Consider the following 14198-nt stretch of genomic DNA (forward strand, 5'->3'; position numbering starts at 1 on the left):
GGATAGCACCGCGCTGTCCGGACCCTAAGGGCGGGTTAATACCGCAACGGGGTTGTGGAGCTGGGGTCTTACGCGAGGCCGAGGCCGCGGCGGCCGGTTTCGTTGAGGTCTTCGGGCTGAAAGCGGTTGGGCCAGGCGCGTTCGTAGTCTTCGGCGGGGAAGTCCGACGGGCTCGAGCCGCTGAGGAACGCCTCGCGGACGCTGGCGGCGTATCGCTCGTTGCGGGGACACCAGGGCGCGGCGGGGATGTACATGACGTTGCCCCAGCCCTTCTGGGCCTCGACGGGGGCAACGCTGTGGATCATGTCGGCGTGCCACCAGACGGAGTCGCCGGCCTGAACGTCAGGGATGCCAACCAGTGCCTCCATCAGCGGGGTGTGCCACTTGTGGCCGGCTGGGAAGACCTGGTTGACGGTGACGCCGCACATGTCGTCGTCGGGGACGTCGGACAGCAGCGGGCGAAGCATGAGGTAGGCCATGGCCTCGGGGATCGGCACGGTGTGCAGGACGCCCTGGTCGTGGGCCATGTCGGAGAGTGCGGTCCAGCCCTGGAAGGTGCGGAACGCGGAGCACATGGTGGAGCCGGGGTACTGCGGGCCGTCGGTGCGGTGGGCGGCGTCCCACGGGTCGTACTGCTCGACGCTGCCGTCGAACAGGTGCCGGAACGCCTTCTGGTAGGCCTGGGTCATCCACAGGTCGAGGGTGCCGGGGTCGAGGTGGGTGCCCAGGCCGGCCGAGTCGGCGCCCTCGGGGCGGCGGCGAATCCGGTCGGGGTAGAGCGAGTCGCGGTTGGGGTCGAACCACTGCACGCCGTCGGACTCGTGCTTCCACTGGCTGTTGAGGAAGGCTTGGACGTTCGCCATCCGGTCGCTCTGGCGGGCCTGCATCTGTGCGGGTGACCAGTAGATCGGGTAGATCTCAGGCTTGGAGCCGACGCTGCCGAAGAAGTCGTCGGCGGGACCGCGGTAGTTCTCGAAGAAGTGGTTGCCCTCGACGTAGTCGACGATGTCCTGATCCCACCGCAGGGCCTGGTCACGGTCGAAGTGCCCGCGCACGATCAGGCAGCCGCGGCGGCGCAGCAAGTCCACCTGCTCGGCGGTGACGGTGCCGTTGGCGATGTCGGCGTAGTCGATGACCGGCCACACGCTCTCGCCACGACGGCGGGCGGCGTTGATGTCGTCGACCGCGGCATGGACGCGCTGCTCGACGACGGCGAAAACCTCATCGACCGTACGCCCGGAGGCTTCGATCTGGGCGCGCAGCGCGGCTTTGATCTCGCGGGTGGCGCCTTTGAGATCAGTCGGGGTTTCTTCCCAGTGCGGCAGGGCAGTGGCGGTCGACACGGCAACTCCTTCTAGTCAGCTCTCGTTACTGGAAGAACCTACCGGGCTGAGACCTATCTAGGCAACAGCCCTGACTAGAATGTCGGCATGGATCCCGCCATGCCGTCTCAGGAGCTCATCCGGTCGCTCACCGACGAGCACGTGCTCCGCGCGTTGATGCAGCACCGCCGGCTGACCCGGGCCGAGCTGGCCACCGAGATCGGCATCTCCAAGCCGACCGCGGGTGAGAGCGTGCGCCGCCTCGCCGAGCGCGGCCTGGTCACCGACACCGGGGAACGCACCCCGGGTGGCCGCGGGCGCGGCAGGGTGGGCTCGTACTACGCGCTGGCTCCCGACGTCGGTGTGGCCCTGGCCGTCGTCATCGCCCCCGAGGGCGTCGTGGCGGAACGCCTGGACATTTACGGCGACACCGTGGCGCGCGCGGTCCGGCCGGTCGACCGTCCCACCCGCCCGAGCCAGGCCGCCGAGGCGTTGCAGGCCGCGGCCGGCGAAGTCCTGGCCGCCTCCGGACAGCCGGTCCGCTTGGCCGTGGTCAGCGCAGCCGACCCGGTGGATCGCGCCACCGGCCGGCTGGTGCAGCTACCCGACTCGCCGTTCCTGGTCGGCGACCTCGACCCCGTCGCCATCCTCGCGCCGCACGTCGCCGGGACCGTCGTCGTGGACAACGACGTCAACTGGGCAGCGCGGGCGGAAAGCGGAACCGGCCACGACTTCTGCTACCTGTTCCTGGGTGAGGGGCTCGGCTGCGCGATCGTCAGCGACGGCGAAGTCCGCCGCGGGCACACCGGCCTGGTCGGCGAGATCGCCCACCTCCTCACCGTGGGACCCGGCGGCCGCGCCATACCGTTCATCGAGGTCTTCACCGAACTGAGTCTGCGCCGCCCCGGCTCCACGGCGATCAACGTCGAGCGACTCCTCACCAGTGATGCCGGCACCCGGGCAGCTGTCGGCGAGGCGGTCGGCGGTGCGGTCGCCGCCGTGATCGCGCTCGCCGACCCGCAAGAGATCGTCGTCGGCGGCGCCTGGGGGCCGGCCCTGGTCGACGACATCCGGGCGCAGACGGCCCGCATGCCGCGTTCGGTTCCCGTACGGGCCGCCGATCTGACCGGCGAGCCGGTCCTGTCCGGTGTGCGCGCCGAGGCACTCAGCCGTCTACGGTCAGTCATCACGGCGAACAGCTGACGATCGCCCTGGAATCCGTGCACTCCGCCAGGAGTCCGAACCTGCCACTACCGACGACACGGCTACCCCGGACCAACTGCCGTTGCAGCATCAAGGCGGTCGAGGGGCGGGTCAGCCGCGCCGGTTGAGTTCCGCTTCCAGCCGCTGGACGAGCGTCTTGCGGTCCTTGCTGGCGCGCTCGTTACGCAGCGCGGTCTTGAGCTGTCGGGTGTCGAGGTCACGGACCAGCTTGGCCGCCTCCGCGACCGACATCTCCGTCATCCGTCCGGCCGTGGTGGCGTCCCGACGCGCCCGTTTGGCCGGCCCGGTGTTGGCGACGTACTGCTTGCCGGATCGGGACGCTTCCCGCTTCTTCGTGTCGGTCGCGCGCTTCTGGTTCTCCGACATCTTCTCCCAGGCCTTCTTGGGCAGGTAGCGACTCGTCGTGGCGCCCTTGCGCGCACGGGTGTCGCCCTCCTTCGTCTGCCATTTCTCGTTGCCCCAGCGCTGGAGAGACTTCTGCCGCTCGTCCTTTTCGCCCAGGAATCCGCCGCCGCGCTTCTTGTACTCCTGAGTGACCAGCTGCGACTTGCGCGCCGACCACTGCCCCGGCCGGCCGCCCTTGTCGGAAGCCTTGATCTCTTCCTTGATCTGCTCTCTGAGCTCGGGTTTCGTATACCGCGCCATGACTGGCAGCTACCCGGCACCGCAGCGGCTATGCGTTCGGCGACGTCGGAGGCCCGAGCCGGAGCAGCACCTGCGCACCGCCTTGCGGGCCGGCCCGCAACTCCAGTCGACCGCCGGCGGCCTGCGCGGCGCGCCGGGCGATGTCCAGGCCAAGACCGGTGGACCCGGCCGCGCTGGCGCCCCGCCGGATCGCCCCGGCGGGCATGCCCGGGCCCTCGTCGGCGACCGTGAGGACCACCTCACCCGCCTCGCCCGCCGCACGGGCGAGCCGGACGGCGAACGGCGTCCCGTCGGGGGTGTGCGCGAAGACGTTGCCGAGCAGGGCGTCCACGGCCGCCGTCAGGTTGTCGGCGGCCACACCGACGGGAAGAGGGCCGGGCGTCAGGTCGAGGGTGACGGCCCGGCCGGTGTCCTCGGCCAGCACCGACCAGAACGCGACCCGGTCGGCGACGATCGCCGCCGCGTCCGAGGAGGCCGGTTGCGCCGGTGCGTGCCGCCACCGGGCCTGCCGGATCAGCCCGGTGACCGCGCGTTCGAGCCCGTCGGCGGCGGCGGTGATCCGGGCGGCGTCGTCGGGGTCACGCAACGACTCCGCCTCCAGCCGCAACGCGGTCAGCGGCGTACGCAGTTGGTGGGACAGGTCGGCGACCTGTTCGCGCTCCTGCACCAGGAGCACCTGGATCCGGGTGGCCAGATGGTTGAGCGCGCCGGCCACCTCGCGCAGCTCGGGCGGGCCGGCCGGCGTGACCCGGGCGTCCAGCTCGGCGTTGGCCAGCCGGTGTGAGACGGCCGAGAGGTCGCTGATCGGCCGGACCAGGGTGCGCGCCAGCCGGTCGGCGACCAGCAGCCCGATCAGCACGAGGATCACGCCGAGCAGCGCCAGCACCAGCCAGGCCCGGGTGACCCCGGCGGTCAGCTCGTGCTGCGGCACCGCGATCCGGATCACCCCGGTGCCGTCCGCCCGGCCCTGCACGGCGATGACGACCTCCCGACCGGCCGCCGACTCCCCGGTGAGGCTCTGTCCGCGCGCGGCGAGGGCCACCGCGGGGGTACGCGGTGTCTGGGCGCCGAGCACCGTGCCGTCGGGCAGGAAGACGCTCACCGGTCGACCGGACTCCGCCGCGAGTTGCTCGACGGTGAGGCGGATGGTCGCCGCGTCGGCGGTGCCGACCACCGGCACCAGGCTCTGCGCGTCGGCGGTGGCCCGAACGGTGGCCCGGTCCTCGGCGACGGTGCGGACCAGCAGCGCCAACGGCACCAGGAACGCGATGAGGGTGAGGACGCTGACCGCGGCGACCAGCAGCGCGAGACGCGCCCTCACGGCTGCGCCGCCGGGGCTTCGAGACGCACCCCGACACCACGCACGGTGTGCAGGTAGCGAGGCTGTTGGGCGTTCTCCCCCAACTTGCGACGCAACCAGGACAGGTGCACGTCGACAGTCTTGTCGGCACCGCCGTACGGGATCTGCCACACCTCCGTGAGCAGCTCACGTTTGGTGACCACCTGGCCCGGTCGGCCGGCGAGGTGATGCAGCAGGTCGAACTCACGGGGCGTCAGCTCGACCGCGACCCCGTCCAGGGTCACCTGCCGCGCCCGGGGGTCGACGCGGAGCCCACCGACAACCAGCGCCGGGACCTGCCCGTCGGCGCCGGAGGGACCCCGCCGCAGCACCGCCCGGACGCGGGCGTCGAGCTGCGCCGCGGTGAACGGTTTGACCACGTAGTCGTCGGCGCCCGCGTCGAGCACCCGGACGATCTCGGTCTCGTCGTCACGCGCGGTGGCCACGATGACGGGCACCGCGCTGACCGCGCGCAGCATCCGCAGCAGCTCGCGGCCGTCCAGGTCGGGCAGGCCCAGGTCGAGCACGACGAGGTCGGGTCGGTCCTCCAGCGCGTCGCGGAGCCCGGCCATCGCGGTCGAGGCCGCCGCCACCGCGTGGCCGCGTTCGCGCAGGGCCCGGATCAGCGGGGTACGGATCGTCAGGTCGTCCTCGATGAGCAACAGGCGGGCCACAGCTGGCAGGCTAACCGCTGCGGCCGGCAGCGCAGCGCACGTTAACCACGCCTTAGCGTTCGGATGTGCAAACGACAAGGACGGATCGGGGATAGTCAGGGGATGGGCCGTCGTTCGATCCTCGTCGCCACCGGTTGGGTGGCCACCGCCGCCATCGCCACCCTGATCGGCCTGGGCGCGATCCGGTTGGTGGGTGAGAGCCTCACCGGCACTCCGGGCGGGGTGCGCAGCGAGGCCGAGATCGAACGGGCGCTCGCCGCACCGGAGCCGACGCCCACCACGAGCACCGCCTCGGCCGCGCCGGGCACCACAGGCACCGCCTCGGCCGCGCCGGGCTCTGCACCGAGCGCCAGCTCCGGGGCTCGCCGGGGGTTCGCCACGGACGGCGGCACGGCCGTCGCCGAGTGCGGCGTCGGCGGCGTACGCCTGGTCTCCTGGGCGCCCGCGCAGGGTTACCGGGTCCGCGACGTGGACCGGGGCCCGGACGACGACGTCGAGGTCACGTTCCAGGGGGCGGCCCGGGAGTACGAGTTGAAGGTGCGCTGCATCGGCTCGGAGCCGGTGGCCGTCGCCGACGACTGACGACCGTACACATGAGGGTTGTTTCCCCTATCTGGTCCACATGCGATCGGACCTGTAAGCACGGAAAAGTACCTCTGACCAGGGGCGCAGCGTCGTCCGGTAGGAACGGCATGGCGCAGGGACTGCGTAGAGGCCGGTGCGGAGCCGGGACGCGTGTTCATTAACCCTGACTTTTCTGCCAGCCGGCACGCCCGCCGGGACCCGTCCAGACCACGCCGCCCTGCTGGAGTACATCCGAAGCAGCCAGTGCGACATGGTGAGTCTGGGGGAGTCGTCGCGCGGCTCCCGGCAGATGGGCGAGTGGGTGCGTTCCTCGATCTGTGCGGGATCGCGGCGTGCTCATCCGGGTGTTCGGCGACGCCGAAGACCCGCAGACGTACGACCCGCGCCGGCAGCCGACCGGAAAGCCCTGTTGCGGCAAGGCATGGCGGCAGAGGCAGAGGTGGAGCGCCTACGCTCGCGCGTCCTGCCCGGGATCGCGGACGCGGCCAGCCAGGGCAGGCCAAGCGGTCCCCTGCTCTACGGCTACGCCCGGGAGTACGGTGCGCCGACCGGCGAGAGCGTGTCAGCTTCCGGCTCCCGGCGGCGTGAGGTCCGGCAGGTCATCAACGAGGATCAGGCGCAGGTCGTCCGCCAGGCCGCGCGAGACACCCTGGCCGGCATCCGTTGCACACGTAGGCGCGCAAGCTGAACGCCAACGGTCTGCCCACCCCCGTCCGGACGCGGTCAGTGAGTGGTGGCCACCTGAACCGGATGCTGCGCAACCCGGGGTATGAAGGTCACCGCGTGCACCACGATCCGCTCTGACCCCGGTGTCGTAGTGTCCGCCGTCGGCGTGGTCCACGTTCCCGCGGTGTCCGCCGTCCGAGGTGTCCGGCGTCCGGACATGTCCAAGGGCCCTTGGTCGTCCTTCTCGTACACATAGCAGTAGTTGTCAGCCGCTGTCCGTGTCCAACTCAACGCACCCGATCGGGTCCGTCGGACAACTCACAGTCTGTCCGGGAGTCGGCACCTAATCCGGCAAAGGCTTTAGGTAGGTGCCGCCCGCCTTGATGAAGTGGTGGACGAAGGGCTGGCAGTGCGGGCTGCCAGTCACAACCCGCACTGCCGCCCGTGCTACCGCCCGTGCTACCGCCGGCCCCGGGGAGGCCGCCTACGCAGCACCACCGCAATCGCCCCGATCGCGGCCAAGGCAATGCCGCTGATGGCGGGAATCGCCACCGGAGCGACGTTGCCCATCTCCTCAGCGCTGCTCAGGACGATGCAGAGCAACGCCCCGATGGACAGCACCGTCACCAGCAGCAACCCTGCGATCAGGGCGTTCTCCGTGCTGCCGGGTCCCCCGGGCTGGCGCGGCCCGGTACCTCTCGTTACCGTGGTCACTTGGTTTCGTTCTCCCTCAGAGATAGTCCTTGCCTCGGACATGAGCGGACGTGACCGTTCAAGGCGGCCCCGGGGATGGCAGTCCCCGGGAGCCCGCCGCTTTGACCTGGCGAGCCAGGCCGGCTACTTCCGTTGGAGCAATCTAGCCCTCGGGGTGGACAGCGATCCCACCACCGAGCGTTCGGCAGCCCTCTCTTCCGCGCTCGGTTGGACTGTAATGGCACCTCCCCCCACTACCGTCCCGCCCCGCGCGCGCCAGAGCGTCGCAGCCAACGGGCAATTGCACATCAGTGCGACAACTTCCGGAGCGCCGCTGTGGATAAGCATGTGGACGCTGTCTGATGGATCGGTACTTTCGCCGCCCCGCCTCCCACCATCAGAACGAACGCGGTACGCGAACGTTTCTTGCGCAGCAGCGCACCGTCCTTGTAATGCATCACCTCGGACCCGTAGCGCGGACGGCAATACCGAGCCGACGTGATGCAGGAGCGCTGGTCGCAGCAGCGTGGGGTGACACTTACCCGAATTCGGCGCGCAGGGGCGCAGCTTGCCAGAGATGTCCTGGTAGCCCGACCGGCGCAGCCCTTGGTCCGTCTTCTCGGCAATCGCGATCATGTCTCGGTTCACCGCCCGAAGGGGTGCGGTGGTTGTTTCCGCCTCAGAGGTTCTGACGGAGATGTTGCCGCTGGGCTGCACCACGGGCAACACCCGGCCCGCGCTCCCCCGCAAACCCGCGATCCGCCCGAACGTGATGTACATGCCGGGCCGCTTGCGGTACCGGATCGACCCGGAGCGAGCACCGAAACCGTTGTTCCCGTGCACGCCATCTGGCACAAAGCTTGCTACAATAAGGAACGGGCGTGAGACCTGGCGCGCGAGGGACGGTGGGAGGAACTGCACTCGCTCACGGTGCCGTTCCCGGACGCGCCGGGGCTGCTCCAGCCGGCCGAGCCGGGCACGGAGGTTCCGGCCACGTGGGGAGGCGTGCCGGTCACTGTGGCCGGAATGACCGTCCCGGACCGGCACGTGCACCCGGACACCCGGACACCCGGGCGGACCTAAAGCGGCTTGCCGCGCTGGCCAACCGGTCCGCCGAGCTGGACCGGGCCCGCGTGCCGCGAAGGCGGACGCGGAGAATGCAGGCACGGACGCGCGGCGGCTGTCCGCTGACGCTGCCGCCGCCGATACACTGATGGATGCCGCTGCGGTGACCCGGACGATCCGGGAGCGGCAGGAACAGGCAGAGGCCGCGCAGATCACGGCGGACGGCACCCGGGACGCGGTTGGTCAGGTCCGCCGCCAGGTGTCGCTTGAATCGAACAGCGCCAGGCGGAGTGGCTGACCTACCTTCACGGCCAGGCCGCTGCCGGACTGGCACGGCTGGATCTCGTCGTGGCCGAGCTGAACGTGGCGGTGGCAGACCGGCCGAGATCGACCGGGTGCGGCAGACGGTGACGGCTCCCAGCGCCGGTCTGATGTTCAACGCCGCATCGTTCATTGCGGGCAACGTGATGGAAGGCGGCCCAGCAGACGCGCCAGAGCGCCGCAGAGGCGCTGGCCGGGCTGGAGCGGTGCGCAACCAAGGCGGAGGCCGAAAAGGTTTGAACGGTTACAGGAAACGGGCGCGGTCGATTGACCGCACCCGTTCTGTCGTCCAGCGGACACAGCCACCGCCATACCGGCGCGGGCGGTCAGGATCGCGAGACATGCCAAGCACCCGGAAGGACGCGACGTGGCCAAGCGCGAGGACTACAAGACGATGGCGGCGGACTATCTGCACAGCGCAGAGAAGCGAGACGACGAGTTGGGAGTCAAGCTGGACTCCAACGACTTTCGCCGTTACGGCGCTGCGTACGCAGCCCTGGCCGTAGCGCACGAGTTGAGCGAGCTCCGCGAGGCCGTCAGCGGTGTGGAAAGCGCCCTCAAAGATCAGGATCACATAGGCGTCGGCGCGCACGCGCGATACATCTCGGACGCGCTAGAGAAGATCTCCAAGCGCTAACGGCACCAAGGCGAGCGGCCCGCACCCTGTCCGGGGGTGCGGGCCGTCTCAGCTTTCGTCGCGCGCTTGGTGCGGCCGGTGGACCTTGATCCACGCTTCCACGTCGGCGCGGTTCCAGACCCGAACCTTGCCGCTGGCCACCGTGTCGATCGGTGCCGGGAAGGTGGCGCGGTTCGTGATCTCGGTGGTCCGGGTACGCGATATGCCGCCGAGCATGTCTGCGATGTCGGAGAGCGCCACGAGTCTCACGCCATGACCGTATGCACGTGCCGGGGGCACACATTGCCACTTGCAAGCTTGACGGTGTGCACGTTGCAAGGGAGGCTGGTGGGGCGATAACCGGATGCGGTCCGGTCACCTGATCGGGGATCGGTGGCCGGGCCTGCCCATTCCTGGAGGTGGAGCCGTGCCCATGGACGACGGACCCATGACGCCAGCGCTGGTGATTTGGACCGCGCAACGGGTGATCACCCAGCATCACGAGCCACCGAGCCGATGCGCGCAGTGCCAGGACAGCGGGTGCGAGATGCTGACGTGGGCGCGGGACACGCTCAGGGCGCACCGCAGGTGATCGAGCGGGAGTTGCCCCGGTCGGTGTGGGTACCGATGCTGGCCCGGCAGACCATCACGGAGCACCAGACGCACGGATCGTGCCGGCGCTGCCGGCCGGACGGCTGCGCCGAGCTGGGGTGGGCGCGCGACCGGATCAAGGCGTGCCGGGTGGCCGACAACGGTGGCAGCGTTACCGAAACCCCTCATCTGCACAATCGCCAAGCCGTGCGTCGACACCTAGCCGCGCTGTTCAAAACCAGCGGCCCGCCGGTGCGGACCACGCGCAGGGCGGCGCCGTGATCATGTGATGAGGAGTAGTTGCCCGGGCGCCGCCGGAGCTACTGAGCATCACATGATCGAGGCGACTCCGCCCCCACCGCCCGATCGACGGTGGGGGCGGACTCAGGTGGTGGGTCAGCTGCTGTACGCCTCCACCTCCCAGAGCGAGTGGCCATATCCGGTGCCCCGCGCCGTGCCATTGATCCGCAGGTAGCGGCCGTTGGCCCCGAGAGCGGTGTGCTCGTCCACGCCGCCGTCGGCCCCGGTCACCGTCTTCACTGTGGTCCAGGTGGTGCCGTCATTCGAGGTCTGGATCTGGTACGCGCTGCTGTACGCCGCCTCCCAGCTCAGCTTGACCCGACCGATCGCGGTGGGGCTGCCGAGGTCCACCCGGATCCACTGCGGATCGGAGAACGTGCTCGACCAGCGGGTGGTGAGGCTGCCGTCCACCGCCTGGGCGCCGGACACGTCGGCCCCCTCGTTGCTGGACGTCGACGTGGGCTTGTTCAGCAGCAGGTTGCCACCGGGCGGACCGGTTCCACCGCTGCCGCCGTACACCTCGAACTCGAACAGCGAGTAGCCCCAGGCGGTCCCCCGGGTGGTGCCGAGCAGCCGGACGTACCGGCCGGACCCGCTGAGCCCGGTCAGGTCGTCCACCCCGCCGTCACCACCGGTCACCGTACGGATCGTGGTGAAGTTGACCCCGTCCGGCGAGGTCTGTATCTGGTATCCGCTGCCGTACGCCGCCTCCCAGGTGAGCTTGACCCGGTTGATGGCGTACGTGGCGCCGAGGTCCACGTCGATCCACTGTGGGTCGCCGAAGGCGCTGCCCCACCGGGTACCGGCCACGCCGTCGAACGCGTTGGCCGCGGTGAACGCGCCCTCGAAGCTGGACGCGCGCGCCGGCTTGCCCCGGGCCAGGTTGGCACCCGGCTCGGGATCCGGATCCGGGTCAGGTCCGGGACCGCCCGGGCTGGTGGAGAGGGTGAACTCGTCGATGTCGAAGTACGGGCCCGTGCCCTTGAAGACCAGGAACAGGGTCCGGGTGCCGGTCGGGGCGGTGACCCCACCGGTGACCGTGGCAAAGGTGGCGTACCCACCGGTGGGCACCACCGTGGCCGAACCGACCAGCGGCCCGGTGGGCGAGTCGACCCGCAACTCCAACGTGCCGCCACCGCCGGCCGGTGCACCGACCCGGGCGCTGAACGACTGGACGCCGGTCAGGTTGTAGGGACGGAACGAGATCCAGTCGTTGTTGTCGACGTAGCCGACCGCCGCGCCGCCGTGCCCCGCCGCCCCGGCGACGATCTGGACACCGGACGAGTCACCGAAGTGCTCGGCCTGGCGTACCCGAGGTTGCAGCACCGCCTGGGTGTGCGTGGTCAGCGCCGGCTGGCCGCCTCCACCCAGGTCGGTGTACTCGGCGTCGATGATGCCGAAGATGTTCGCCGCCGTGTCGTGCTCGCCGTCGGCCGAGGTCTGGATGACCCCGGTGCAGCCCTGCACGCTGCCGAGCTGGTGGCCGTGGGAGTCGTGGCCGAGGACGTAGTTCACCTTGACCCGGGCGCAGTTGATCGCGCCGTCCTGGGCGTCGGTGACCGTCACGGAGAACGGCACCGCGTCCCCGAAGGTGAAGGTCTGCCCGTTCAACGGGGTGTTGACGGTGACCACCGGGGCGCTGTTGCCGACCGTGACGACCACGCTCGCGGTGGCCGTCTTGCCGGTGGTGTCCCGGACCGTCAGCGTCGGGCTGCGGGTCCCGTTGGTGGTGTACGTGAAGCTCGGGTTCGCGGCGGTCGAGTCGGTGGTGCCGTTGTTGTCGAAGTCCCAGGCGTAGGTGAACGGGTCGCCGTCCGGGTCGAGGGTGCCGGCCGAGGAGAAGGCGACGGTCAGCGGCGCCGTGCCACTGGTTGGGGTGGCGGACACCTTGGCGATGGGTGCTCTGCCCTCGCGGGCGTACTCGATGCGGTAGAGCGCCGAGTTGGCGTCGCCGTTGAACCAGCCGGTGCCGTAGTCGAGTACGTAGAGCGCGCCGTCCGGGCCGAACTCCATGTCCATGACCTGGGTGCCGGTCCACGGGAACGGGTTGATCTTCAGCGGTTGGCCGGACCCGTCGAGTTTGATGTTCTTGATCCAGCGGCGACCGAACTCGCCGGCGAAGTAGGTCCCGTCGTAGTACTCGGGGAACGCCACGGGCGAGGTGTTGTTCGGGTCGTACCGGTAGACCGGCCCGCCCATCGGCGACAGGCCACCGCCGGTGAACTCCGGCGGCGAGCCGGAGCCGCCGTACGGCAACCAGGCCGAGACGGCCGGCGGCAGCTGGGTGATGCCGGTGTTGTTCGGCGAGTTGTTCACCGGCCCACCGGCGCAGTTGAACTTCGCGCCGGACGGCCCGGACGGGAAGGTGTAGTCGTTGTAGGCGTCGTTGCGGGCGGTGCAGTACGGCCAGCCGTAGAAGCCGGGCCGGTCGATCCGGGCGAACTCGACGTTGCCCGCCGGCCCCCGGTTCGGGTCGGCGGTGCCCGCGTCGGGACCGTAGTCACCGAGGTAGACGATGCCGGTGGCCTTGTCCACGCTCATCCGGAACGGGTTGCGGAAGCCCATCGCGTAGACCTCCGGGCGGGTCCGCGCGGTGCCCGGGGCGAACATGTTGCCGGCCGGGATGGTGTAGCCGCCGGCCGCGCTCGGCTTGATCCGCAGAACCTTGCCGCGCAGGTCGTTGCTGTTCGCCGAGGTGCGCTGCGCGTCGAAGGCCGGGTTACGCCCGGCCCGCTCGTCGATCGGGGTGAAGCCGGCGGAGTCGAACGGGTTGGTGTCGTCACCGGTGGACAGGTAGAGGTTGCCGGCCGCGTCGAAGTCCATGTCACCGCCGACGTGGCAGCACATGCCCCGGCTGGTCGGCACGTTCAGGATCAACGTCTCGCTGGCCAGGTTGATGGTGTTGTCCGCGTTGACGGTGAACCGGGCCAGCCGGTTGACGCCCTCCCAGACGGCGAATTGGGCCGGCGTGCCCTCGGCGGGCGCACCACCGCCAGGGGTGCTCAGTGGTGGGGCGAAGTACGCGTACACCCAGCGGTTGGTGGCGAAGTTCGGGTCGGCCTTGATGCCCTGCAAACCCTCCTCGTCGCCGGTGTAGACCGGCAGGGTCGCGGCGATCTTGGTGTTGCCGGCGGCGTCGGTGTGCCGGATCACGCCGTTGCGGGAGGTGTGCAGCACGCCCCGGTCCGGCAGGACGGTGAGGCTCATCGGCTCACCGGTCTCGGCCGCGCCCTTGGCCAGCTCCACCTGCTGGAAGCTGCTGGTGACGGTGGGGCCACAGTCGGCGTCGACCGCGCCGGCGGCCGTCCGGATGCCGCCGAGCAGGTGCTGACGGAAGTTCGCCTCGGTGTACGACGCGTCGGTGTGCCCCAGGCCCGTGTACCAGGCTCGGCCGCCGGAGTAGTTCTGGCACCAGGAGATCGGGTGGTCGGCGCCCATGCTCCCGCCCGTGTAGGTGCTCTCGTCCAGGGTGGCCAGCACGTGCGCGTTGCCGCGAGGGTTGGTGCGGTAGTTGTACAACTCGTCGAACCGGTTCCACCGCTGCGGCAGCGTCGCGGTGGACGGGTGCACCTGGTCGGCGACCTTCACTGTGACGTTCTGCTCGGCCGGGTGCGAGGCGAAGTACGCCCCGACCAGTCCCCCGTACCACGGCCAGTCGTACTCGGTGTCGGAGGCGGAGTGCACGCCCACGTACCCGCCGCCGCCGGTGATGTAGCGCTCGAAGGCGGCCTGCTGGGCGGCGTTGAGCACGTCGCCGGTGGTGGAGAGCCAGATCACCGCGGCGAACCGGTCCAGGTTGGCGTCGGTGAACTGGGCGGCGTCCTCGGTGGCCTCGACGGTGAAGCCGTTGGCCGCACCGAGTTGCTGGATCGCGGCGATGCCCGGGGTGATGGATCCGTGCCGGAATCCGGCGGTCTTGCTGAAGACCAGCACGGTGAACGGTGCGGCGCTGGCCGTGGGTGGCGAGGCGACGATGCCGCCCGCCACGAGGATCGTGCTCAGCGCGAGGCCGAGCCACGATCTCAGGGATCTGCGCACAGTGGGGTCCTTTCGCGGTGCGAGGGACGGCGTGCGCCGATCACGCCTGGCGGTGGTGGGACGAGACATGCGAATGCATCGTTGCGTCCGGATCAGGGGCGCGTCAAGCACTCTCCCAC

Annotated in this window: 12 protein-coding genes; 5 read left to right on the forward strand and 7 right to left on the reverse strand. The window is 70.1% G+C overall.

Annotated features, from left to right (window positions below):
• Positions 1-68: 68 nt before the first annotated feature.
• Positions 69-1343: a DUF1479 domain-containing protein gene (locus tag ACFYP0_RS05105; protein WP_355499513.1), complete on the reverse strand. Its 1275-nt coding sequence runs from the start codon at positions 1341-1343 to the stop codon at positions 69-71.
• Positions 1344-1430: 87 nt separating this feature from the next.
• Here ACFYP0_RS05105 and ACFYP0_RS05110 point away from each other — a divergent pair, with 87 nt between their 5' ends.
• Positions 1431-2525, forward strand: a complete 1095-nt coding sequence (locus ACFYP0_RS05110; RefSeq protein ID WP_356974977.1) for an ROK family transcriptional regulator — start codon at positions 1431-1433, stop codon at positions 2523-2525.
• Between the two features lie 111 nt (positions 2526-2636).
• Here ACFYP0_RS05110 and ACFYP0_RS05115 read toward each other — a convergent pair whose 3' ends face one another.
• The 3 genes from ACFYP0_RS05115 to ACFYP0_RS05125 are packed head-to-tail and all read right to left on the reverse strand — an operon-like array spanning position 2637 to position 5204.
• A complete protein-coding gene (locus ACFYP0_RS05115) occupies positions 2637-3191 on the reverse strand; it encodes a DUF5872 domain-containing protein (RefSeq protein ID WP_355499508.1) in 555 nt (184 codons plus the stop codon).
• 28 nt (positions 3192-3219) lie between these two features.
• Complete coding sequence (locus tag ACFYP0_RS05120) at positions 3220-4512, reverse strand: sensor histidine kinase (protein ID WP_355499505.1); 1293 nt, start codon at positions 4510-4512, stop codon at positions 3220-3222.
• Positions 4509-5204 carry a response regulator transcription factor gene (locus ACFYP0_RS05125; protein WP_356974974.1) on the reverse strand — a complete coding sequence of 232 codons (696 nt, stop codon included), beginning with the start codon at positions 5202-5204 and terminating at the stop codon, positions 4509-4511. Before ACFYP0_RS05125 ends, ACFYP0_RS05120 begins: the two co-directional genes overlap by 4 nt.
• A 102-nt stretch (positions 5205-5306) precedes the next feature.
• Between ACFYP0_RS05125 and ACFYP0_RS05130 the strand changes: the two genes are divergently transcribed.
• Both ACFYP0_RS05130 and ACFYP0_RS05135 read left to right on the forward strand, forming a co-directional pair.
• On the forward strand, positions 5307-5786 hold the full coding sequence (locus ACFYP0_RS05130) for a septum formation initiator (protein WP_356974972.1): 480 nt from the start codon (positions 5307-5309) through the stop codon (positions 5784-5786).
• Positions 5787-6210: 424 nt separating this feature from the next.
• A complete protein-coding gene (locus tag ACFYP0_RS05135; protein WP_356974970.1) occupies positions 6211-6477 on the forward strand; it encodes a hypothetical protein in 267 nt (88 codons plus the stop codon).
• A 437-nt stretch (positions 6478-6914) separates the two neighbouring features.
• Here ACFYP0_RS05135 and ACFYP0_RS05140 read toward each other — a convergent pair whose 3' ends face one another.
• A complete protein-coding gene (locus tag ACFYP0_RS05140) occupies positions 6915-7082 on the reverse strand; it encodes a hypothetical protein (protein WP_356974968.1) in 168 nt (55 codons plus the stop codon).
• Positions 7083-8901: 1819 nt separating this feature from the next.
• Here ACFYP0_RS05140 and ACFYP0_RS05145 point away from each other — a divergent pair.
• A complete protein-coding gene (locus ACFYP0_RS05145; RefSeq protein WP_356974964.1) occupies positions 8902-9171 on the forward strand; it encodes a hypothetical protein in 270 nt (89 codons plus the stop codon).
• Between the two features lie 48 nt (positions 9172-9219).
• Here ACFYP0_RS05145 and ACFYP0_RS05150 read toward each other — a convergent pair whose 3' ends face one another.
• On the reverse strand, positions 9220-9411 hold the full coding sequence (locus tag ACFYP0_RS05150; RefSeq protein WP_356974962.1) for a hypothetical protein: 192 nt from the start codon (positions 9409-9411) through the stop codon (positions 9220-9222).
• Between the two features lie 327 nt (positions 9412-9738).
• Here ACFYP0_RS05150 and ACFYP0_RS05155 point away from each other — a divergent pair, with 327 nt between their 5' ends.
• On the forward strand, positions 9739-10023 hold the full coding sequence (locus ACFYP0_RS05155; protein ID WP_356974960.1) for a hypothetical protein: 285 nt from the start codon (positions 9739-9741) through the stop codon (positions 10021-10023).
• Between the two features lie 114 nt (positions 10024-10137).
• Here the strand turns inward: ACFYP0_RS05155 and ACFYP0_RS05160 are convergent, their stop codons facing one another.
• Positions 10138-14079 (reverse strand): ThuA domain-containing protein, encoded by a 3942-nt coding sequence (locus ACFYP0_RS05160; RefSeq protein WP_386994479.1) that lies wholly within the window; start codon positions 14077-14079, stop codon positions 10138-10140.
• Between the last annotated feature and the right edge of the window lie 119 nt (positions 14080-14198).

The sequence above is a fragment of the Micromonospora arida genome (assembly GCF_042873195.1).
Classification (GTDB): Bacteria; Actinomycetota; Actinomycetes; order Mycobacteriales; family Micromonosporaceae; genus Micromonospora; species Micromonospora arida.

Coding starts and splice junctions, on each gene's coding strand:
- ACFYP0_RS05110 (WP_356974977.1), top strand. CDS start 1,431: ATGGATCCCGCCATGCCGTCTCAGGAGCTCATCCGGTCGCTCACCGAC.
- ACFYP0_RS05115 (WP_355499508.1), bottom strand. CDS start 3,191: ATGGCGCGGTATACGAAACCCGAGCTCAGAGAGCAGATCAAGGAAGAG.
- ACFYP0_RS05130 (WP_356974972.1), top strand. CDS start 5,307: ATGGGCCGTCGTTCGATCCTCGTCGCCACCGGTTGGGTGGCCACCGCC.
- ACFYP0_RS05135 (WP_356974970.1), top strand. CDS start 6,211: ATGGCGGCAGAGGCAGAGGTGGAGCGCCTACGCTCGCGCGTCCTGCCC.